Raw genomic sequence first — 21,277 nt, 5'->3', positions numbered from 1 at the left:
CGGTTAATGACCACTGGCCACTATCAAAGGAGGAATGGAAATGACTGTTCAGAAAGCGACCAACATTGTTTGGCACGGTGGAAACGTCACCAAAAACGACCGCGAAAAACTGTTAAACCAGAAAGGGGTTGTCCTTTGGTTTACAGGTCTTTCAGGTTCCGGGAAATCGACGGTAGCCAGAGAAGTTGAAAGAAGGCTTTATGAAGCAGGACATCTGGCTTATGTTCTGGATGGAGATAACATACGGTTTGGCTTAAACAAGAACTTGGGTTTCTCACCCGAAGACAGGAAAGAGAATATTCGCCGCATCGGTGAAGTGGCCAAACTTTTTGCCGATGCGGGGGTAATAACCATCACCGCGTTCATTTCTCCTTACCGGGCCGATCGGGACAATGCCAGGGCCTTGTTGCCGAAGGGAGAATTTTTTGAAATATACGTCAAGTGTTCTGTTGAGGAATGCGAAAAAAGGGATGTCAAAGGGCTGTATAAAAAAGCCAGGGCCGGTGAAATACAGGAGTTTACCGGTATTTCCGCTCCCTACGAGGAACCGTTGACGCCGGAACTGGTTCTGGAAACTGCTACAGAAACCCTGGAAGAATCGACGAATAAGGTTATAAACTTCCTGGTTGCGCAGGGGGTTATCAAACAGAAGGGTGATATAGAATGAATGAAGACTATTTGGCAACAGGGAATAACGGCGTGGAGGTCGTCAGACTGACCACCGATGTAGCCATTGTCGGCGGCGGGACGGCCGGCTGTTTTGCGGCTGTTACCATTAAAGAGAACAGCCCCCAAACCGAGGTGCTGATCATCGAAAAGGCCCATATAAAAAGAAGCGGTTGCCTGGCCGCCGGAGTAAATGCCATTAATGCTTATCTGAACCCCGGTCAGTCACCTGAAAGTTATCTTGAGTACGTGAAGAAAGAATCGGCCGGATTAGTGCGGGATGACCTGGTACTTTCCATCGGTCAACGGTTGAATAAGGTGACAGAAAAACTGGAATCCTGGGGACTTCCCTTTAAGAAGAACGAAGACGGTTCATATCTTGAGCGGGGTAAGCGAAGTGTCGAAATAATCGGTGAAAGTATTAAACCGGTAATTGCTGATGCCGTCAAAAAGTCGGGGGCGCGGGTACTGAACCGCACCGTGGCCACCAACTACATAATGAGTGAGGGCCGCATTGTTGGAGTTTACGCCTTTTCCGCACGGGAGAAAAAGTTTTATGTTATTTCTGCCAAAGCAGTGATCTGTGCTACCGGAGGGGCCGCAGGCATATATAAACCTAATAATGAGGGCGCCGCCAGGCATAAAATGTGGTACTGCCCTTTTAATGTGGGGACCGGGTTTGCGATGGGGCTCCGGGCGGGGGCGGAAATGACCACATTTGAAATGAGGTTTATCGCCCTGAGAGTAAAAGACGTCATGTCCCCTACGGGTACAGTAGCTCAGGGGGTCAGAGCCCGACAGGTCAACGCTCTGGGGGAGGAATACCTGGACCGGTATGAAAACCGCTCCACCCCCATGCGCCTGTACGCCACCGTGGCAGAGAACAAGGCAGGGCGCGGTCCCTGTTACCTGGATTTTACCCATTTATCTGAGCAGGTTAACATTCGCCTGAAAGAAGCTTACCTGAATATGTCGCCCGGCATACTCCTTAAATGGGCTGATGAGGGTGTGGAGCCGAATCACCGGCCGCTGGAGATTTGTGGTTCGGAGCCCTATATTGTAGGTGGGCATGGGCAGGCAGGCTACTGGGTGGACATCTTCAGGCGTTCTACCGTGACGGGCTTGTTTGCGGCCGGCGATGTGGTAGGGGGCGCGCCCAAAAAGTATGTCAGCGGGTGTTTTGCCGAAGGGGAAATAGCCGGTTTGGCAGCTTTGCAATACATAAAGGATAAACATACAGCCGAAATCAGTCCGGAAGAAACGGAGGCTGAGCTGACCCGGGTTTTCACACCGCTGTTCAGGGACAGGGGACCGGCTCCCGACGAATACGAGGAACGGCTGCAGAAAATTATGGATGATTATGCCGGTGGGATTTCGGCTAATTACGAACTCTGTGAAGCAAAGCTGTTAAAGGCCCGGGAGCTGCTGCTTGTACTGCAGGAGGAAGTAAACAACAAAATTAAAGCCCGTAATATGTTTGAACTGGTAAAAGCCCACGAGGTAACGGACCGGGTATTGGTGGCCCGGGTTTTGGTGGAACACCTGTTATACAGAAAAGAGACCAGATGGCCTTCCTATCAGGAAAGGGTCGATTATCCGCGGCGAAATGATGAACGTTGGTTTATCTTTGTAAATTCCCGGTTTAATCATGAAAACAACAGTATTACAATTATCGAACGCCCTGCGGAAGGGGTGGTGACAGAACATGCCCGTTAAAGTTGATAAAAATCTTTGCAATGGCTGCGGTAACGCAACTGAACCCAGGTGTGTAAGGGTTTGTCCGGGTGACCTGCTTTTTAAGGACAGTGCCAACAGGTGTGCTGTCCGGGACCCCCGCGATTGCTGGGATTGTGCCGCCTGCATCAAGGAATGTCCCAGACAGGCGCTGGAAATGTACCTGCCAGTGCAGATAGGAGGCCGGGGGGCAACTTTAAAAGCAAAATCCGAACAGGGAGTTCTTAGTTGGTTTCTGACCAAACCGGACGGCACTACAGAAACCTTCATTATCAAAACAAGAACGGAAAAGTCGCAGAGTTAATCTGCCGCTTCGAACAAAACTAATGCTATAAAGGAGAGATGCAAATATGACGATAAAACCTCACGGAGGTGTTTTGATAAACCGGATTTTGACCGGTACAGAAAGAGAAAAGGTCATCGCCAGGGCAGATAGCTTACCCAGGCTGGTGCTGGATAACTGGGAAGTATCAGATCTGGAGCTTATTGCCAACGGAGCCTACAGCCCCCTGACCGGGTTTATGAAAAAAGACGATTATGAGCATGTGGTTAATCATATGCGGCTGGCTGACGGGACCGTATGGAGCCTCCCCATTGTCCTGGGGGTTACCCCTGAGGAAGCCGAAGATTTGAAGGTCGCCGGTGAAGCGGCCCTGTACTCAGAAGATGGCTTATTGTTAGGCATTATTAAAGTTGAAGAGATATTCGGTTATAATAAAGACTTGGAAGCGGAAAAAGTATTTTTGACCAAGGACGAGGCTCATCCCGGCGTGAAGCGCCTTTATCAGAGAGACCCTCTTCTTGTTGGGGGCCAGATCAGCCTGGTCAACAGGGTTAAACCCAAATTGTTTCCCGAAATGTACCTGGACCCGGCAGAAACCCGCCGGATTTTTACCGAAAAAGGCTGGCGGCGGGTTGTGGCTTTTCAGACGCGCAACCCCATTCACCGGGCTCATGAGTACCTGCAAAAGTGTGCCCTGGAGATCTGTGACGGTCTCTTCCTCAACCCCCTGGTCGGTGAGACGAAAGAGGATGATATTCCCGCGGCAGTACGGGTGGAGTGCTACAATGTTCTCCTGGACAAATATTATCCTGCCGAGCGGACCTTTATGTCGGCCTTCCCGGCAGCCATGAGATATGCTGGGCCCCGGGAAGCTGTTTTCCACGCCATTGTGCGAAAAAATTACGGCGCCACTCATTTTATAGTCGGGCGGGACCATGCCGGGGTAGGAAACTATTATGGAACTTATGATGCCCAACTGATTTTTGACAACTTCACACCGGCAGAATTGGGCATAACCCCGCTTTTCTTTGAACATACCTTCTACTGCAAAGTCTGTGGCGGTATGGGCAGCAGTAAAACCTGTCCGCACGATAAAGAGCATCATGTTTTCCTGAGCGGGACCAAGGTGAGGGAGATGTTGGCGGCAGGGCAAACGCCGCCGGAAGAGTTTACGAGGAAAGAAGTTGCCGAAGTGCTTATCCGGTACTATCAGGGGAGCTGAAAAAACAAATTAACGGAGGTCTGAAAAATGTCAGTTGATTACAATGAGTTGAAAAAAGGCGGTTTCCTCAAGCAAAGGCAGAAAGACCTTTTCATTGTCCGTTTCCGCAGCCTGGCCGGGAATTTGACAAGTGAGCAACTGCGCCACCTGGCCGATCTGGCCGATAGGTACGGCCAAGGGTACGTTCATGTCACCACCCGCCAGGGGGCTGAAATTCCCTGGGTAAACATTAATGATTATAATGAAATGAAAAAAGAGATTATGGAACGCGGTTTAAATACCGGTACCTGCGGTCCCAGGATCAGGACTGTGGTAGCCTGTCCCGGTATGGAAGTTTGCCAGTTTGGCCTGATGAATTGTAGAGAAACGGCCATCAAGCTGGATAGAGCATTTTTTTGCCGGGAGGTTCCCATCAAGACAAAGATCGGCGTATCAGGCTGTCCCAATTCCTGTGCCAAACCCCAGGAAAATGATATCGGTTTCGTAGGGGCCATTGAACCCGAATTGGACGAAAATAAATGCATTTCATGCGGGCTCTGTGAGAGAGTTTGTCCGAACAGGGCTATTCAAATGGCCGAAGGGAAACCTGTCATAGATAAATCCAGGTGTCTTCTGGAAGGAAACTGCATTTTTTCCTGTCCGTCTGATGCCTGGCAGGAGAAGAGAAGGGGTTATCTCCTTTATGCGGGCGGAAAAATAGGCCGCAAACCCCGCTTGGGCCAGGTCATAGATAAATTTATAAAAGAAGAGGAAGTTGAAGTGGCCGTAGAAAGGGTTCTCCGGGCTTTTACAACCCTTCGCCGGGACAGAGAACGGATAGGCGATACCGTAACAAGGGTTGGTATAGCAGCTTTCAAGGCCGAGTATGAAAGAGTAAAGGCTGATGAAAAAGAGCTTAAGCCGGAGGATGCCGGTGATAGCTTAAAGCGCCATACACATGACGGAGGATCGGAAAAGGAGGCTGTTTAGAAATGGCTGATGTAAAAGTTGATGCGACGCTGGATATTACTTCTGATGTCTGTCCTATTACTTTCGTGAAAACAAAACTCAAACTGGAGCAGATGAAAAAAGGAGAAATACTGGAAGTAATCCTCAACGATGGGGAACCTATCCAAAACGTTCCCAGGAGTGTCAAGGACGAAGGGCACAAAATTATTACTGTGGAGAAGGTTTCGGATAAATTCAGGTTATTAATTGAGAAAGGGGAGTAGTAGCATGGAAATAGTGTTAAACGGCGAAAAGGAAGTCCTGGATAAAGAGTATACCGTAGCTGAACTACTGGAGAAATATGAATTTAACCCGGATATAGTAACTGTGGCAGTTAACGGAGATATCCTGGCCAGGGATACGTTGGGGAATAAGTTTATTAAAGATGGTGACACAGTAGATATCCTGCTGTTCATGGGTGGAGGTAATTAAAATGGCTTCAGGCGCAGCCGGGGATGCGATCAGCCTCATAGGAAATACCCCCATGGTCAAGCTTTCTTCCATTGTACCTGCCGGGGCTGCCGATGTTTATGCCAAGCTGGAGATGTTTAACCCAGGTGGTAGTGTAAAAGACCGTATAGCCATGCATATGGTTGAAAAGGCCGAAGAAGAGGGACTTCTAAAACCGGGCGGCGTGATAGTGGAGGCTACCAGCGGTAATACGGGGATTGGCCTGGCTATGGTAGCGGCAGCAAAAGGGTACCGCCTCATTCTGGTTATGCCCGAAACCATGAGCAGGGAAAGGCAGGAAATCCTTACCGCTTATGGCGCTGAGCTTGTTCTCACACGGGGACAGGATGGCATGAAGGGGTCAGTGGATAAAGCGGAAGAAATCCTGGCCCAAAATCCTGGCTATTACATGCCGAGGCAATTTGAAAATCCGGCTAACCCGGAAATTCACCGCCTGACTACGGCCAGAGAAATTCTCGAACAAATAGGCGGTAAAGTAGATGCCTTTGTTGCCGGCATAGGTACAGGAGGAACTATAACGGGGGTGGGCCAGGTCCTGAAAAAAGAAATACCCGGGGTGCAAATTATTGGTGTTGAACCCGCCGAATCCCCAGTCCTGTCGGGAGGACAAGCCGGACCCCACAGGATTCAAGGTATTGGCGCCGGGTTCGTTCCTAAGACCCTTGATGTTAATGTGTTGGACCGGGTAATAACCATTAAGGACGTTGATGCCTATTTAACTTCGGTTACCCTGGCGAGAGAAGAAGGGCTGCTGGTGGGTTATTCTTCCGGAGCGGCTGCTGCCGCTGCCATACAAGTTGCCCGTGAGCTGGGGCCGGGGAAAAAGGTAGTGACTATTTTCCCCGATACGGGGGAACGTTACCTGAGCATGGCATCTTACTTCCGAATGGATCTGCAGAGACGGGGGATTGAACTTTAATAAATTAAATAAACTTAAATAAATTAAGAGGTGATTTAGTTGAACTTTTCAGAAGAGTGGGTGCATAGGTACAGCAGACATATAATTCTCCCCGAAGTGGGCGGGGAAGGCCAGATGAAGATAAATAATGCTAAAGTGCTGGTTATCGGAACAGGGGGGCTGGGGTCGCCGGTAGCCTTTTACCTGGCCGCGGCCGGGGTGGGCAACCTGGGTATCATTGATGACGACGTAGTAGATTTGAGTAACTTGCAACGGCAGATTTTACACAGTACTAAAGATATTGGACGGCCAAAAGTGGATTCAGCCAGGGAAAAACTGGTGGCCCTCAATCCTGATTGCAATGTGGTCACCTATCATGAAAGGTTGATGGCCCATAACATTATGGACATAATCAGGGATTATGACATAATAGTTGACGGAACCGACAATTTTGCCACTCGCTTTGTTACCAATGACGCCTGTGTTATGGCGGGAAAGCCTTTCGTCCACGGTGGAATTCTCAGGTTTGCCGGCCAGGCCCTGACCGTTGTTCCGGGTGCAGGTCCGTGTTTCAGGTGCATTTTTCGTGAACCACCTCCGCCGGGCTCTGTACCCACATGTTCAGAAGCAGGTGTCTTAGGGGTGCTTGCCGGTACTATAGGGTTAATACAGGCAACGGAAGTACTCAAATACATCCTGGGTATAGGTGAACTGCTGATCGGCAGGCTGCTGACCTATGATGCGCTGGAAATGTCCTTCAGGGAAGTGCAGGTAAAGAAAAATCCTGCGTGTCCGGTTTGCGGCGAAAATCCGACTATCAGGGAACTTATAGACTATGAACTGCCGGAATGCGCAATTCCGACAGACAAATAATGGATGTCGTTCCAATATTTATTAACTAAGTTTAAAAGTATTTTTGCGATGCAGTTTAGGGGGCTTGGGTTTGGGGCCTCTTTTACTTTTATGAAATATTTTTCTATATCTCTTGACAAAATAAAAATAAGCAGATATTATTTAATTAAAACTACCCCCCCTGGGGGGAGGGGTCCTATGATGGCGAAGGTTGGAAGCTTTTAAATATCTAGGGAATTTTGCTTTGAGGTAAAATTGTTGCTAACCTCAGAGCATGATTTCCGGATAGCAACAAAAGTTTCCTTGAGGTTTCGATAGAAACCATTGTTCAAATTTTAAAATTTATCATTTTGAGGAGGGGTAAAAATGACTCATAAGGATCAGGTTGTTCTTCCGGTTAGAGGTATGACCTGTGCATCGTGTGTGGCCCATGTGGAGAAGGCTTTAAAAGGCCTGGCAGGGGTAGAGGAAGCCAAGGTCAACCTGATGACAGGCAAAGCAACTGTTGACTATGACTCCGATAAAGTTGGGGTTAGCGACATGGTTAAAGCTATCAGGGATATAGGTTATGAAGTGGATACGGAGGAACTAACTTTAAAGGTTACCGGAATGTCCTGTGCCGCCTGTGTAAATAAAGTGGAAAAAGCAATTAAGGCTCTTCCCGGTGTTACCGGCGTTGTGGTAAACCTTGCTAATGAAACAGCTAAAGTCAGTTTTTACCCGGGGACTATTGATAAGGCCCAAATCCGACAAGTTATTGAAAGCCTTGGTTATGGGGTTGAGGAGAGGGCAGACGCTCAGTCTGAGTTGGACCGGGAGCGGCGGGCCAGGGAGGAGGAAATTCGCAGACAGCGCCGTAATATGTGGCTCACCTGGCCTTTGGGCCTCATTGCCATGCTTGGCACTATGAGGGAGATGGTGGGGCCTTTGGGGCGGTTCATCCCCGAATGGATGGCCCATAATTATTTTCTCTGGGCCATAACTACCCCCGTTGTGGTCTTTGGTGGTTGGCAGTTTTTTGTCAAGAGCTGGCAGGGGCTGAAGAGAGGCGTTACTGACATGAACCTGTTGTATGCCACAGGTATCGGCGCTTCTTACCTGATTGCAGTCATAAATACAGTTTGGCCCAATGCCGGGTTCGGCGGCCCCAAGGCAACCTTTTATGAGTCCGCAGCATTGCTGACAGCCTTTATCGTTCTTGGGCGTTATCTCGAAGCATTAACGAAGGGACGTACTTCAGAGGCTATCCGTAAACTGATGAGCCTTCAGGCCAGGACGGCAAGAGTTATCAGGAACGGTAAGGAAATAGAAATCCCGGTTGAACAGGTGGAGATAGGTGACATTATTTCAGTAAGGCCCGGCGAGAGTATCCCTGTTGACGGTAATGTTATTGAAGGCTACTCGGCCGTAGATGAATCCATGATTACCGGCGAAAGTATTCCCGTGGAGAAAAAAGAGGGAGACGAAGTTATCGGCGGGACTATCAACAAAACCGGTACTTTTAAATTTAAAGCAACTAAGGTAGGCAAAGATACGGCGCTGTCCCAGATAATAAAACTGGTGGAGGATGCTCAGGGTTCCAAGGCGCCTATTCAAAAAATCGCCGACGTGGTGGCGGGGCACTTTATCCTGGGTGTACACTTGTTGGCGTTAATCGTGTTCGGATTCTGGTTCTTTATAGGATATAACCAGTGGTTTACTCCCGACAGTGTTTTCCTTCTGTCCGCAACTAAACTTGGCAGTATAGGCGTATTCGGATTTTCTATGCTCCTGAGCTTAACAGTTCTTGTTATTTCGTGCCCATGTGCTGTCGGCCTGGCCACCCCGAGCGCTATTATGGCCGGTTCCGGTAAGGGAGCTGAAAACGGTATTCTTTTTAAAGGTGCAGAGGCGATTGAAACTACCGCCAGGCTGAATGCTGTTGTGTTTGATAAGACAGGGACCCTGACAAAGGGGGAACCTTCAGTGACAGATGTAATTGCTCTGGGAGGTTTTTCACAGGATGATATCCTGAAGTTTGCCGCTTCCGCTGAAAAGAACTCAGAGCATCCGCTGGGTGAAGCGATTGTAAGAGGTGCCGAAGAAAAAAGCTTGGGAATTCAGGAAGCCAAGTCCTTTAACGCTATTCCGGGCCATGGCATTGAAGCCGATATTGCCGGAAACCTTGTACTGTTGGGCAACAGGAGGTTGATGCAGCAGCGCAATATTGATATTTCCAGTTACACAGGCCAAGTAGAAAAACTGGAAAGGGAAGGTAAGACTGTAATGTTCATGGGGATTAACGGACAACCGGCCGGGTTAATTGCCGTTGCTGACACACTGAAAGAGAGTTCTGTAGAAGCTGTGCGGCGGCTTAAAGAAATGGGCATAAAGGTTGGCATGATCACCGGTGATAACAGGCGGACCGCGGAAGCTATTGCTAAACAGGCAGGCATAGACTATGTTCTGGCTGAAGTTCTGCCTGAAGATAAGGCTAATGAGGTAATAAAACTACAAAAGCAAAATAATAAAGTAGCCATGGTGGGTGACGGAATAAATGATGCTCCGGCGCTGGCCCAGGCTGATGTTGGCATAGCTATTGGCAGCGGTACTGATGTGGCCAAGGAAACAGGTGATATCATCCTCATTAAAGGTGACCTGCGGGACGTAGTTGCTGCCATTGAGATCGGCAGGGCTACCATGCGTAAAGTAAGGCAGAACCTGTTCTGGGCTTTCGGATATAACTCTCTTGGTATTCCCATTGCGGCAGGCCTGATTTATCCATTGACGGGATGGATTGTCAGCCCGCAGTTGGCTGCCTTATTCATGGCGTTAAGTTCATTCTCCGTTACCATGAATACCTTGATGCTGAAAGGTTTTGTGCCATCCATTAAAAAGCCCCGGATGGCTTAAGGAGGGAAGACTATGGGGAACACTAACGAGAAAAAGATTGCTACCATAAGCGCTGTCTGGTATACAGGAATTTCCCTGGGCCTGGCCCTGGCCTTTTATCTGGCCACGGGGGGAGGAAAATATGACGCTGTAGCCCGATACGGCGGGGCTGTATGGGTATTTATCCTGTCCATGATTATCTTGATGCCTGCAATTATTCCATGGATTAAGAAAAAGTACAATAAGTAGAGAAAGTATGGGGGAGACGGAACATGAACGAATTTTTCAGTAACTACGGGCCTTGGCTGTTATTCATAGCGGTTATGTTTTTTATGATGCGGCGCGGTGGATGCTGCGGCGGCCACGGTCATGGTCACAGCGGGCATAAAGGGAGAGGAGGTGATAACATGTCCCATTGTTGCGGAGGCGGAAATGTAAAAACTGTAACCCTTAATGTAGAAGGAATGACTTGCGGTCACTGCAAGGCATCAGTTGAAAAAGCTCTTTCGGCCATAGAAGGAGTTAACAGCGTAGATGTTGACCTGAATGGAAAAAAAGTTACTGTTTCTTTCCAAGCAGACAAGGTTAACGAGGCAGATCTGAAGAAAGCCATTACGGATCAGGGCTACCAGGTACTGTGAAGATAACAAAGGCCATGGACGCCAGGCATTCTGTTTATACAAGGTTTGGCTTTCATGGCCTCTTTTAAACATTTTTCAAAGTGGGGGTTGAAATTAATCGGAGTTTATTGTACAATCAAATTACTACAAAAAGTAGTACTACGTTGAGTGGCGTTTTCGCTCATAAGGGACAGAGGGGAGAATTGGTGTGAGAAAGAATCGATTTAACTGGCACAACCTGCTTATGCTTGCCTGTATTATTCCTATGATTGCTGTATTTTTCTATTTTACCGGCGGAACTCTGCCTGAAAAGGTAAACGGTGAATCCTTTTTATTTCTGGCCATGGCCCTGTTATGCCCGCTGATGCATTTCTTAATGATGCGTGGAATGAATCATGGTCAGTCATGCGACCACGAACAAGGGGAAAAGAAGGGTTTGAATAAGGCCGGATAAGAAATAATACTACCCCCTCCTATTGGAACCCACTTTAATCCAGTGGGCCTTAAAATAGATTGGGTCCTGGGTATGACTTTAAACTGCCCTTTTATTTTTTTAAGTTTAATCCGTTGAAAAACTATTTTAGAGGATGATGCCCAAGTGACGGACAGGTCAAAAATTGTTTATAAATCGACTGCCATTGGTATAGTTGCTGCCCTTTTGCTGGTATCGTTTTATTTTTCACTGGTTGGCTTTATTCAGTCCTGGGACCATGCAGTTGACCTTTTCACAGGAGATTTCTGGTTTGTTATGGCAATTGCCGGCGGTTTCGGGACGCAGGTAGGCCTTTATAGTTATGTTAAAAGGGTGCAAAAACTTATAAAAAGTAGAAAACTGGCGGCTATCACTGCCTCCGGTACGGGAACTTCAACAGTTTCTATGCTGGCCTGCTGTTTGCACCATTTGGGGGACGTGTTACCTCTCATAGGACTTTCAGGCGTGACCTTATTTTTTGAACGGTACCGGTACCCTGTTATGGGAGTCGGAATTGTTATTAACCTGATAGGGATTGGGCTGATGTTGCGGTTGATTGTTAAAAACCGTCTATGGCCCGGTATCCTTGTTGAGAAATAATGACTATTCGGAAGGGGTATGGTTATGACAAAGAAGTTAATAGTGGTTTTGGTGCTCATCATTATTGCCGGCATGGCAATGATAGGATATGGTTTGTCACAAAGAAAAGAAGCTTCTGCTTCAAGTGCCGGTGGGACCGGTGCTGCGGGTACAAGTCTTGAACAGAAGTATGTTCGCTACGATGAAGGACAGGGTGGGGTACAGGTTACAGCGGTATTATTAACACCGGAGTACATCCGGTTAACAGGAATGAAACTACCGGGTAATTATGATTTGCAAAAAAGTATTTTATTTGAAATAGCCATGACTACTCATATGGGAGATTTGAGGGAGTATCCCATTGCTGAAAAAGCTGAGTTGTTGGTGAATGGGAAAGTAATAAAACCGGCCGGTTGGAAATTAACGGCAGATGAAGGTCATCACCCGGTAGGGCTGCTCATCTTTTCACCGAAAAACGCACAAGGAACTCCGGTTTTGAAGTCGAACACAGTTATTGAATTAAACCTCAAAGAGCTGCAGGGCGTTTCGGAAAGAAAGTTCACTTGGTCTTTACCGCTGTAAACCTGGGTAAACCGACCGGTCGAGCCACTGTTCTTTTGCATTAATTGTTGTGCCGATGGGTAAATATATTTTAAGTTCTGTTTGCGGAGGTGTTTTCACGTGGCGGCAACTACCGAAATCATCAGGCGAAGGTACGATCGAACCTCCATCTTTTATGACTGTATGGACTGGCTGATTAACGATGAAATAAGGAAAAAGGTTATTGAATTGGCCTACGGTAAGGTACTGGAAGTAGGTGTGGGCACGGGCAAAAACCTGAAATTTTATTCTCCCGCCTGCGAGGTGACAGGCATCGACTTCAGCCCGGGCATGTTAAAAAAAGCTAGGCAGCGGGCCAAAGGTTTGGCTAATGTTACTCTTTATGAAATGGATGTGCAGAACCTGGATTTCCCCGACAATACCTTTGATACGGTAATTGGTACCTGTGTTTTCTGTACTGTGCCGGATCCCATCAAAGGGTTCCGGGAGCTAAACAGGGTATGTAAACCTGACGGGCAAATGGTGTTCCTGGAACATGTCAGGAGCGCAAACCAGGTTTTGGGTATATTAATGGATATCCTTAACCCTTTGGTGGTCAGAGTGATAGGATCAAATATCAACAGGGAAACCGTGGAAAACATGAAAAAGGCTGGATTACATGTGGAGACAGTAGAAACGGTGGGCATGGAAATATTAAAATTAATAGTGGCTAAGCCCAATAAATAATCGGCGCTCAATGGGCTATGCAGCAGAAGCCCCGTTGTAAATACAGTTTTCGGGGAACCAAATTGGAAAATCCATCAGTTGGAAGAGACAGGTATCTGGACCTGTCTCTTATTATTTTCCTTTCTTAGCAGGACAGAACGGAATTGTGTAGATTTTGTGAAGTTCCGGTTAAATCGTTGAACCATTATAGGGAACTTTTTATACTTATTACGAACCATAGTACGGGGGGATCAGAGTGGAAAAGAAGCATACAGTCCTGGTAGTTGACGATGAAACAAAAATCCTCGAAGTAGTCAAGTCCTTCCTCGAGGCCGACGGCTACAGGGCTTATGTGGCCCAAAACGGTGACAGGGCCCTGAAGTTGTTTGAAAACGTTAAGCCGGATCTGGTAATTTTAGATATAATGCTTCCGGACATTGATGGGAAAGAACTTTGTAAGATGATAAGGAAAAAATCCAAAGTTCCTATTATTATGCTTACGGCACGGGTAGGTGAAGAGGATACGGTTCAATGCCTGGACCTGGGGGCCGATGACTACGTGACGAAACCTTTCAGCCCCAGGGCTCTGATGGGACGGGTAAGGGCTGTTCTAAGGCGATATGCCGATAGTGCCCAGGTTGTAGCCGATATCATCAGCTTCAGACAGGGGGAACTGGAAATAAATTGTGTCAGCCGCGAAGTGCTTGTCAGAGGCGCTCCTGTAAATCTGACAGCTGTGGAATTCAGGTTATTGCAGACCCTGGCAAAAAACATGAAAAAAGTCTTTACCAGGGAGGAACTTATTCAGGCTGTTTATGGTTGGAACTACGAAGGGAATGACAGGTCAATAGATACTCATATAAAAAATCTTAGGCACAAAATTGAGGCTGACCCCAAAAACCCGTTATATATTTTGACTGTCCACGGAATAGGGTATAAATTTGGAGGCGACTGAAGTTGAAAAAACTAACCTGGCAGCTTGCAGTTTCATATAACTTCAACATCATACTTCTATCGCTTCTCTATTTTCTGGGCACCTATTTTTTTATAGGCAGGAACCTGGAATACATGACAAAGACCCAAAACCAAATTAACAGTCAAATACTGGCTTTAGTGGAAAAATCGCCTGTAGAGGCTTTCAGGGTAGCCCAATTAAACAACGTGGGCCTGGCTCTCATCGATGCAGAAGGAAATACAAAGGAACGGAAGCTTAATGAAAACATCTTGATTCTTCGGCTTGAATTCGGCGGGCGCCTGGAAAAACAGGAAATTTTGTTGCCAGAGGGTAAAGGAAAGGCGGTACTTACCTATTTCGTCCCTTATTTCGCGGGGCGTAATACGCCGAAGTTTTTCTCGGCTTTTTTACGCCTTACCCTTATGTTTATTATTTTTGCTGTAGGTTTTTCTTCCGCTACAGGTGTAGCTACCGCCGGTTTGTTAAAGGCTGACCTGGATAAAGCCAGAGATTACGCATCAAGCCTGGTGAAGGGTTCGTCATATAGCTTTGAAAGTAAGCCCAGGTATTATGAGGTGCAATCTCTTTTTAATGAATTAAACGCATTAAGGGATATTACTTTCAAGAGAGAAGAACTGAAGAAAAGAATGACCTCCGATTTGGCCCATGAGTTGAGAACCCCGCTCACAACTTTGCAGGCCCACCTGGAGGCCCTCATTGAAGGCGTATGGGAGCCGACTGCTGAACGATTTGTTTCCTGTCACGAAGAAATACTGAGGTTGATAAGGTTGGTTGGGGACCTGGAAAAACTATCCAAGATCGAAGATGAGAATATAGTCCTTGAAAAAACCAATTTCGGCCTGAAAGAACTGATAAACAGCATAACATTAAATTTTCAGGGTCAGTTGAAAACTAAAGGCATAGCATTGACAATCTCAGGTGAAGAGCAGGATATTTATGCTGATAAAGATAAAATAAGCCAGGTTATTATAAACCTGCTTTCTAACAGTATAAAATATACTAATCGGGGTGGTAAAGTTTTAATTGACCTGAAAGGTGACAGGGAGCATGTTTATATGGTCATTAATGATAGCGGAATTGGTATACCGACAAAAGATATAAACCACGTTTTTAACAGGTTTTACAGGAGTGATGCTTCCAGAGCTAGGTCAACGGGAGGATACGGAATTGGATTAACTATAGCCAAATCCATTGTCGAGGCGCACCGCGGCTCGATTGATGTGGTGAGCCAGGAAGGATTGGGTACCGAAATAACCGTGATTTTGCCAAGGGGCTGATAGATTTGATGCCCGGTAATAAATAAAAAATCTTCACAGAATCTACACAAAAGAATTGTAAACTGGGAGGGGAGAATAAAAGTGGCTCAAAATCAAAACTTTGACAGCAAGGTTAGGTTTATCGGCATTTTATGTTTATCAGTAATTATTTTTGCTCTGTTATATAACGCTCTGTTAGGAGGACCTGCCGGCTTTGGTTATGAGATGCAGGAAGGGATAAATAATGGAATGAATTATGGGGTAAAGACCACGGGATTTATTTCTGATATCTTTTTTCTGGCAGGAAAGATTTTCTGGTTGGTATTTTTGATAAGCTTGATAGCGACTGTTATAGTTATGGGGAGACAATATCTTCCCGGAATGAATATTAACCGGGAAGACCTGATTAGAAACCTTGCCCCACAGGTGAAATGCCGGTGTGGTGCATTTGTAAAAAAACAGTTTAAATACTGCCCAAGTTGTGGTACGGAATTGAAGGCGCCTATGGTAAGCAACAAATAACTGCAGCATGATTGGCAATGTAATTTTGCCTGCGGAAGGGAAGCAGTTGTTATTTAGCTTGAAATTCCAATTCGGGAATAAGGGGTGAAGAAAATGACACGTGGAGATAACCGGGATAATTTGGTGAAAATGTTATTAATCATTTTCCTGACGGCAGTAATTTCAATTATTCTTTATAGTCTTTTTCTTAGGCAGAGGCTTTTCTTCGGTTTAGGAATATATTACGGGCAGAGCCTTGATATCAATAGTTTGGTAACCGGATCCCTCGTATTTGTTGTCAAGTTGCTGTGGCTCACTTTTATTATTAGTCTGGTGGTGGGTATTGTGATGGTGACTAAAAAGTATCTTGTTGACGGTAAAAAAATAGGCTTGGCATTTACAGGGCCGAGTGATGAACAAGGATACACCTGCCCCTGCTGTGGTACGCGCCTGACCGCTGAATTCAAGTTTTGCCCTAATTGTAAAGCGAGCCTTAAAGATGTTTGTGCACGATGTGGGAAAGACCTTCAGGTTGGCTGGAAAAGCTGTCCTTGGTGCGGGACCGGGAGAAGTAACAATTAATATTCAGCAAAAAAACTAAGGAGGAATCATTTGGTTCCTCCTTAGTTTTTTGCAGAACGTATCAACTGCCATGATTGTAGTTTATAAATGTGTAGATTTTGTGAAGTTCGGGCCCATTTATTGAAATGGCCATTTAAGATTTCTACAATTGAAGCTGTAATATTTAAACATGCCGGCTTGGGCCTTAAAAAGGTTTAGCGGCCAAATTTTTACTATTCAGGGAAATGAGGTGAGCAATAATGAGCAAATCTACAATGATAGCCCTGATTGTTATTGTCGGTTTAGCCATTGTCGGAGTATTGGGCTACTTTATTCATCACCTGATTTTATAGGTTACTGCTTCCAGAAAGGCTGCCCAAAAAAGACGGGCGGCTTTTTCGCAATTATCCATAAAATCTACATAAGTCAGGGCTATAATCAAATCAGATAAATGAAGGAGGTGAAATAAGCGGTGAATAAGTGGTTAAGGTTGGCTTTAAACTCTTTTATAGGAATTATCGCCTTAAATCTTGTTTACGCCCTACTTTTCGGCGGAGGGTCCCTGACCTTGGCCGGTTTATTGGTCCTGGCGGTAAAAGTCTTATATTTGACCATGATTGTAGGGCTGGTATTGGGCATTTTCGCTTGGGTAAAGGATTTGAAATTTTTTTAATGATTAAAGGAAAGGGGGGAAGGCAATGAACAAGTGGTTTAAGTTGGCAGTGGTAGCTTTTGCTGGAATAGTTATTAGCCTTGGAGGGTTGTATTTTGTCCAGGCTTTTGACGGGCAGAACACCCATTCCGGAACAAATCATACAACCTATTTACAAGGCCAGATACAGGGTGGCGCCAACCAACCCACCGGTAATTTTACTGGACAGTTTCAGCATGATGGCTACCAGGGGTTTATTCCCAATCAATTTCCTGGTCCGTTTTGGGGTATCGGGCACGCAAATAATGCCCATTACCCACTGGAAATGCAGAACCGGATCAATATGATTAATCAGCAGATGAATCAGATGCGGTACCAGATGAATTTTCTTATGAATCAAATGTCCCAAAGAGAGAATATGAACATGTCCGGTCCAAGTAACATGAATGACATGAATGAAATGAATAGGATGCCCATGATGTAACCTGACTGAAATACGACATAGCGTAGTAATTTTTGCAAACTCCATAAAATCTTCACAAGATACTATTATAATTAATTTCGAACCAAGTGAAAATTTAAATTAAGGAGGAATTGGTCATGATGATGATGAGTGAGATGGGACGGTCCGCTGAAATGGCGATGGACAACATGCCTATGAATGACATGGTAACCATGGGCTCGGGGTCCATGAACATCAGTTGGGGGGCAAACAACATGAGTAACATGCCGGGAATGGCAACTCCTGCTCCTGTTGACGGCATGGTCAACCACGCCGGAATGCCTGGAATGATAGACCCCAATGCTGCAGCGCAAATGCACGACGCAGCCACACATTCCAGTGGATTGCTGGGTCTAGGCAATCTGGATTTGAATTCCTTGTTAAGTACTTTGCTAACTCTGGCTGTGGACGTATTTGTGATATTACTGCTGGTAGGCTTGGTAGTTGGCGCTGCAGTGCTGATCAAAAAATATGTGCTGAACGGTGCTTTATTTGCCGGGGGATCCAATACAGCCTGCACTAAATGCGGTACCGTCCTGAAAAACGAATGGACCTGCTGCCCCAAGTGTGGCCAATCTAAAGTTGTTCCACAGCCTTCAACCGAACCGCAAACAGCATAAATAATGTAATAGCTGCACAAATAATGCAAAATGGCTGCCGGGTCATATGTCCCGACAGCCATTTATTTGTTCTTGAAAAACTTCATAATATCTTCATAAATAATTTGTACAATAAAAGCGAACCGGAAAACAAAGAGGTGATGTGCAGGTCAAATTAGAGCCGATTGGTGGGATTCCTCCACAATAACAAACAACAAAGGAGTGAAAAAATATGTCACAAAATAACAGTCAGGAAACATTAAAAAACATAGGCGTTTTGAGTTTGGTATTGCTGGGAGTACTGTTAATCTTTAATTTACTGACTGGCAGCGGTTCTGGAATGGGCTACGGCATGTATGGCCGGGGCACAGGCCTTGAGCTGAACGGTTTATTGGCATCCCTGTTTACACTGGCAGTAAAGCTGCTATGGCTTGTCTTTGTTATCAGCTTAATCGCCGGTATAGTTATGTTTGCAAAAAAATATTTTGTGGAAGAGAAGAACATTAACCTGCAGTTTTTAGGAAACCTGGTACCATCGGCTGCCGGAACAGCAGCCTGCCCGGAATGTGGGTCCAAAGTGGCTCCTGAGTATAAGTTTTGCCCAAATTGCAGGGCTGTCCTGAGCAGCACTTGCAACCAGTGTGGCAATAGCCTTCAGCCAGGTTGGAAATGCTGCCCTGCGTGCGGCACAGAAATAAACAATAAGAGGAAGGGTGAAAAAAATGAATCAGTGGTTTAAGATAGCCTTATATGCATTTTTGGGGATTCTCATCGGTACCTTTCTTTTAGGCATAATTACCCCGTCTAACCACATGTATATGGGTGGCACAGGCACATGGAACACGTTGGGGCCGGCGGAAGAAGGTCATTACTGGATGGATTACAAAATGGGCCCTGGATACATGGAAATTAATGTGCCCGGTATGGGAATGGGTATGCGCAGTGGAATGGGTATGTACGGGATGAGATAAAAACAGGGCTTAATTCATCAGGCCCAGCGGATTAAAATAGTTGTAGCATACGGGGGAGGTTCTGAATACATTTAACCTCCCCTGATTTACTGAAATTTCTTTGCAACGGCCTGACAGGGTTTAATTCATTAGGCCTTATTTTATTGGAGGGCGTTAGGTTCGGGGCAGGGTAATGATGAAAGTAGCCCCTTTGCCTTCTTTGCTTTCCGCCCGTATTTTCCCATTGTGCTGTTCTACAATTCTTTTAACTATGGCCAGACCAAGGCCCGTGCCGCCTTCGGCCCGGCTGCGGGCCTTATCTACTCGGTAAAAACGCTCAAAAAGATATGGCAGGTGTTCGGCGGGAATTCCCTGCCCTGTATTGGAGAAAGTTATTCTAACCCGGTCATTTCCCTCGGCGGCGCCGGCGATAGATATTAGCCCGCCTTCCGGAGTATGCCTGATGGCGTTATCTATCAGGTTGTAAATTACTTCTCCAAACCTATCGGCATCTACCAGTACAGGTCCGATTTCATCCAGGCAGTCATCAATTATAATTGTTATTTTTTTATCTTTAGCTTTTATTTCAAAAGGAGCAATGGTTTCCGCCACAAGATTATACAGGGAAACAGGGGTTTTTTTGAGAGGAAGCCCTCCCTCGACGGCCAACAGGTCGTTAACCAGCTTTTGGAGGCGGAGACTTTCCTTGTTTATTACCTTCAAGTACTCTTCTCTTGTTTTTTCGTCGTCGACCACCTTTTCGATAATGGCTTCGGAATAGCCCTGAATTAAAAAAAGGGGGGTGCGAAGTTCGTGAGAAACGTCTGCTACAAATTCCTTCCATTTTTTAAGGAGCGAGTTGAGTTCAGCATTGGAACGTGACAAATAATCAAGGGTTTTTTTCAACTGCACGCTTAATGTGTTAATGGTTTGGGCGAGTTCACCGAGTTCATCTTTCCGGCGGTTTTCTACCAGGGTGGAGAAATCGCCCTTTGCCATGTTCATGGCAACTTTTTTTATGTTAATAATAGGGCGCGCTATCAAGAAAGAAAAATGCCAGGCCAGTATTCCACTGAGAATAAAGAACAAAATTAGTACTTCCAGCCCTGTCCGCCTTGTTGCCTTAATTATTTCCAGTAGATCATCAGTGGGAGCATGTACCATAATAAGGTACTTCTCACCATTTTTTTCAAAAGGCATGAAGGTAGCCGTCATTTTCGTATTAAATTCCGGGCTGTAGCCGGTGTAATATGTTTCCTTGCCTTCGATTCCGGCTTTAAAATGCTTCCAACTGGATTTCATTCCAATGGGGGAATGCCTAACATCGGAACTATATTGAACAATGCCCCGCTTATCAAATACAGTTATTTTGTAGCGCGACACTTTCCCCCAAAATTCTGCTTCGTCCTGTATCTTTTCCGGCGGCAAGTCGCTTAGCATGACCTGTTTCCACTGCAAAGCGCGCTCGTTCATAAGCTGTACCTGGTTAGAAAAATAAATATCTTCGATACGGTTATATAAAAATAACGAAAATACCAGCAAAATGCCCAGGGTAAGGGCAAATATAGTAATCCACAGCTTAAAAACTATACTTCTAAACATCATTGACATCCCCAAGTTTGTAGCCGACGCCCCATACAGTTTTGACTGCATCTTTGCTTAACCCGGCTTTATGCAGTTTTTCCCTGAGCTGTTTAATATGAGCATCTACAGTCCTTGTGTCGTTAAATTGGTCACCCCATACCTCCAGAAGGAGTTCATTTCTGGTAAAAGCCTTATTGGGATGTCTGGCCAGTGTATACAGTATCGAAAACTCTTTCGGGGTCAGCGGTATGGGGCACTCGTTCACCTTAACTTCACGGCTTTGTGGGTCAATGGACATTTGCCCGAGGCTGATGCGGTCATTTGTTTCCGCAGGGGGAGTTTTTGCCTTTATCCTGCGAAACAACGCTTTAATCCTGGCGATAAGCTCTTTAGGACTGAAGGGTTTCACAAGATAATCGTCCGCTCCTAATTCCAGGCCCATTATCTTATCAGGTTCCGCCCCCCTTGCGGTGACCATTATGATCGGAATATTGGACTTTTTTCTGATTCTTTGGCAGACTGCCCATCCGTCTATCTCCGGTATCATAATATCCAGAATTATCAAGTCATATGAATTCCGGTCAACCATGGTCAAGGCCCTCTGGCCGTTATTGGTTTCCTCTACAATAAAGCCTTCCTTTTCCAGGTAAGCCCTTAACAATCTCCGGATATCCGGCTCATCTTCAACGACTAAAACCCTCATAGCATACCTCCACTAAAATATGGCATTCAAAAATTATAGTAAAAAGCGTTTGTGAAGATTTTGTGAAGATTG

27 protein-coding genes are annotated in these 21,277 nt (G+C 46.0%); 25 read left to right on the top strand and 2 right to left on the bottom strand.

Translation table 11 applies throughout. The features are described from left to right. Window positions 1–40: 40 nt before the first annotated feature. The 25 genes from cysC to Tfer_RS03580 all read left to right on the top strand — a co-directional run bounded on the left by cysC (window position 41) and on the right by Tfer_RS03580 (window position 18,939). Window positions 41–667, top strand: a complete 627-nt coding sequence (gene cysC, locus Tfer_RS03700) for an adenylyl-sulfate kinase (protein WP_052216940.1) — start codon at window positions 41–43, stop codon at window positions 665–667. Next, complete coding sequence (locus Tfer_RS03695; protein WP_052216939.1) at window positions 664–2,382, top strand: adenylyl-sulfate reductase subunit alpha; 1,719 nt, start codon at window positions 664–666, stop codon at window positions 2,380–2,382. Before cysC ends, Tfer_RS03695 begins: the two co-directional genes overlap by 4 nt. Continuing rightward, window positions 2,372–2,704: a 4Fe-4S dicluster domain-containing protein gene (locus tag Tfer_RS03690; protein ID WP_013121091.1), complete on the top strand. Its 333-nt coding sequence runs from the start codon at window positions 2,372–2,374 to the stop codon at window positions 2,702–2,704. The genes Tfer_RS03695 and Tfer_RS03690 overlap by 11 nt, the downstream gene beginning before the upstream one ends. Window positions 2,705–2,750: 46 nt before the next feature. Further along, the gene (gene sat / locus Tfer_RS03685) at window positions 2,751–3,905 is read left to right on the top strand and encodes a sulfate adenylyltransferase (RefSeq protein ID WP_052216938.1); all 1,155 of its coding nucleotides are present in this window, start codon (window positions 2,751–2,753) and stop codon (window positions 3,903–3,905) included. A 27-nt stretch (window positions 3,906–3,932) separates the two neighbouring features. Then, complete coding sequence (locus tag Tfer_RS03680) at window positions 3,933–4,874, top strand: 4Fe-4S dicluster domain-containing protein (RefSeq protein WP_052216937.1); 942 nt, start codon at window positions 3,933–3,935, stop codon at window positions 4,872–4,874. 2 nt (window positions 4,875–4,876) lie between these two features. Continuing rightward, complete coding sequence (locus tag Tfer_RS03675; RefSeq protein ID WP_013121088.1) at window positions 4,877–5,116, top strand: sulfurtransferase TusA family protein; 240 nt, start codon at window positions 4,877–4,879, stop codon at window positions 5,114–5,116. A 4-nt stretch (window positions 5,117–5,120) separates the two neighbouring features. After that, on the top strand, window positions 5,121–5,324 hold the full coding sequence (thiS, locus tag Tfer_RS03670; protein ID WP_052216936.1) for a sulfur carrier protein ThiS: 204 nt from the start codon (window positions 5,121–5,123) through the stop codon (window positions 5,322–5,324). A 1-nt stretch (window position 5,325) separates the two neighbouring features. Beyond that, window positions 5,326–6,282, top strand: a complete 957-nt coding sequence (gene cysK / locus Tfer_RS03665; protein ID WP_052216935.1) for a cysteine synthase A — start codon at window positions 5,326–5,328, stop codon at window positions 6,280–6,282. 39 nt (window positions 6,283–6,321) lie between these two features. Continuing rightward, window positions 6,322–7,134 (top strand): HesA/MoeB/ThiF family protein, encoded by an 813-nt coding sequence (locus tag Tfer_RS03660; protein WP_052216934.1) that lies wholly within the window; start codon window positions 6,322–6,324, stop codon window positions 7,132–7,134. A gap of 345 nt (window positions 7,135–7,479) precedes the next feature. Continuing rightward, on the top strand, window positions 7,480–10,005 hold the full coding sequence (locus tag Tfer_RS03655; RefSeq protein WP_052216933.1) for a heavy metal translocating P-type ATPase: 2,526 nt from the start codon (window positions 7,480–7,482) through the stop codon (window positions 10,003–10,005). A 12-nt stretch (window positions 10,006–10,017) separates the two neighbouring features. After that, complete coding sequence (locus tag Tfer_RS03650; RefSeq protein ID WP_013121083.1) at window positions 10,018–10,233, top strand: hypothetical protein; 216 nt, start codon at window positions 10,018–10,020, stop codon at window positions 10,231–10,233. A 23-nt stretch (window positions 10,234–10,256) separates the two neighbouring features. After that, a complete protein-coding gene (gene copZ, locus Tfer_RS17230; protein ID WP_013121082.1) occupies window positions 10,257–10,625 on the top strand; it encodes a copper chaperone CopZ in 369 nt (122 codons plus the stop codon). Window positions 10,626–10,812: 187 nt separating this feature from the next. Then, complete coding sequence (locus Tfer_RS03640) at window positions 10,813–11,058, top strand: DUF2933 domain-containing protein (protein ID WP_052216932.1); 246 nt, start codon at window positions 10,813–10,815, stop codon at window positions 11,056–11,058. A 144-nt stretch (window positions 11,059–11,202) separates the two neighbouring features. Further along, a complete protein-coding gene (locus tag Tfer_RS03635; protein WP_052216931.1) occupies window positions 11,203–11,676 on the top strand; it encodes a hypothetical protein in 474 nt (157 codons plus the stop codon). A gap of 24 nt (window positions 11,677–11,700) precedes the next feature. After that, a complete protein-coding gene (locus Tfer_RS03630; RefSeq protein ID WP_052216930.1) occupies window positions 11,701–12,237 on the top strand; it encodes a hypothetical protein in 537 nt (178 codons plus the stop codon). 99 nt (window positions 12,238–12,336) lie between these two features. Then, window positions 12,337–12,942, top strand: a complete 606-nt coding sequence (locus Tfer_RS03625) for a class I SAM-dependent methyltransferase (RefSeq protein WP_052216929.1) — start codon at window positions 12,337–12,339, stop codon at window positions 12,940–12,942. 235 nt (window positions 12,943–13,177) lie between these two features. Beyond that, window positions 13,178–13,876, top strand: a complete 699-nt coding sequence (locus tag Tfer_RS03620; RefSeq protein ID WP_052216928.1) for a response regulator transcription factor — start codon at window positions 13,178–13,180, stop codon at window positions 13,874–13,876. 2 nt (window positions 13,877–13,878) lie between these two features. After that, window positions 13,879–15,174 (top strand): sensor histidine kinase, encoded by a 1,296-nt coding sequence (locus Tfer_RS03615; RefSeq protein WP_052216927.1) that lies wholly within the window; start codon window positions 13,879–13,881, stop codon window positions 15,172–15,174. Window positions 15,175–15,255: 81 nt separating this feature from the next. After that, a complete protein-coding gene (locus Tfer_RS03610) occupies window positions 15,256–15,675 on the top strand; it encodes a hypothetical protein (protein WP_052216926.1) in 420 nt (139 codons plus the stop codon). A gap of 93 nt (window positions 15,676–15,768) precedes the next feature. Continuing rightward, on the top strand, window positions 15,769–16,236 hold the full coding sequence (locus Tfer_RS03605) for a zinc ribbon domain-containing protein (protein ID WP_052216925.1): 468 nt from the start codon (window positions 15,769–15,771) through the stop codon (window positions 16,234–16,236). 451 nt (window positions 16,237–16,687) lie between these two features. After that, window positions 16,688–16,888 (top strand): hypothetical protein, encoded by a 201-nt coding sequence (locus Tfer_RS03600; protein ID WP_052216924.1) that lies wholly within the window; start codon window positions 16,688–16,690, stop codon window positions 16,886–16,888. A 25-nt stretch (window positions 16,889–16,913) separates the two neighbouring features. Further along, window positions 16,914–17,351 carry a hypothetical protein gene (locus Tfer_RS03595; protein WP_052216923.1) on the top strand — a complete coding sequence of 146 codons (438 nt, stop codon included), beginning with the start codon at window positions 16,914–16,916 and terminating at the stop codon, window positions 17,349–17,351. Window positions 17,352–17,467: 116 nt separating this feature from the next. Further along, window positions 17,468–17,989: a hypothetical protein gene (locus tag Tfer_RS03590; RefSeq protein ID WP_052216922.1), complete on the top strand. Its 522-nt coding sequence runs from the start codon at window positions 17,468–17,470 to the stop codon at window positions 17,987–17,989. Between the two features lie 211 nt (window positions 17,990–18,200). Then, window positions 18,201–18,707, top strand: a complete 507-nt coding sequence (locus Tfer_RS03585) for a zinc ribbon domain-containing protein (protein ID WP_052216921.1) — start codon at window positions 18,201–18,203, stop codon at window positions 18,705–18,707. Beyond that, window positions 18,691–18,939 carry a hypothetical protein gene (locus Tfer_RS03580; RefSeq protein WP_052216920.1) on the top strand — a complete coding sequence of 83 codons (249 nt, stop codon included), beginning with the start codon at window positions 18,691–18,693 and terminating at the stop codon, window positions 18,937–18,939. The genes Tfer_RS03585 and Tfer_RS03580 overlap by 17 nt, the downstream gene beginning before the upstream one ends. A gap of 153 nt (window positions 18,940–19,092) precedes the next feature. Here the strand turns inward: Tfer_RS03580 and Tfer_RS03575 are convergent, their stop codons facing one another. Both Tfer_RS03575 and Tfer_RS03570 read right to left on the bottom strand, forming a co-directional pair. Beyond that, window positions 19,093–20,523 (bottom strand): sensor histidine kinase, encoded by a 1,431-nt coding sequence (locus Tfer_RS03575; protein ID WP_160315519.1) that lies wholly within the window; start codon window positions 20,521–20,523, stop codon window positions 19,093–19,095. Continuing rightward, a complete protein-coding gene (locus tag Tfer_RS03570) occupies window positions 20,513–21,205 on the bottom strand; it encodes a response regulator transcription factor (protein WP_052216918.1) in 693 nt (230 codons plus the stop codon). Before Tfer_RS03570 ends, Tfer_RS03575 begins: the two co-directional genes overlap by 11 nt. Between the last annotated feature and the right edge of the window lie 72 nt (window positions 21,206–21,277).

Origin of the sequence: Thermincola ferriacetica, from assembly GCF_001263415.1 — a bacterium.
Classification (GTDB): Bacteria; Bacillota; Thermincolia; order Thermincolales; family Thermincolaceae; genus Thermincola; species Thermincola ferriacetica.
Note: the sequence above shows the minus strand (reverse complement) of the source record. Positions and strands in the feature narration are given on the sequence as shown.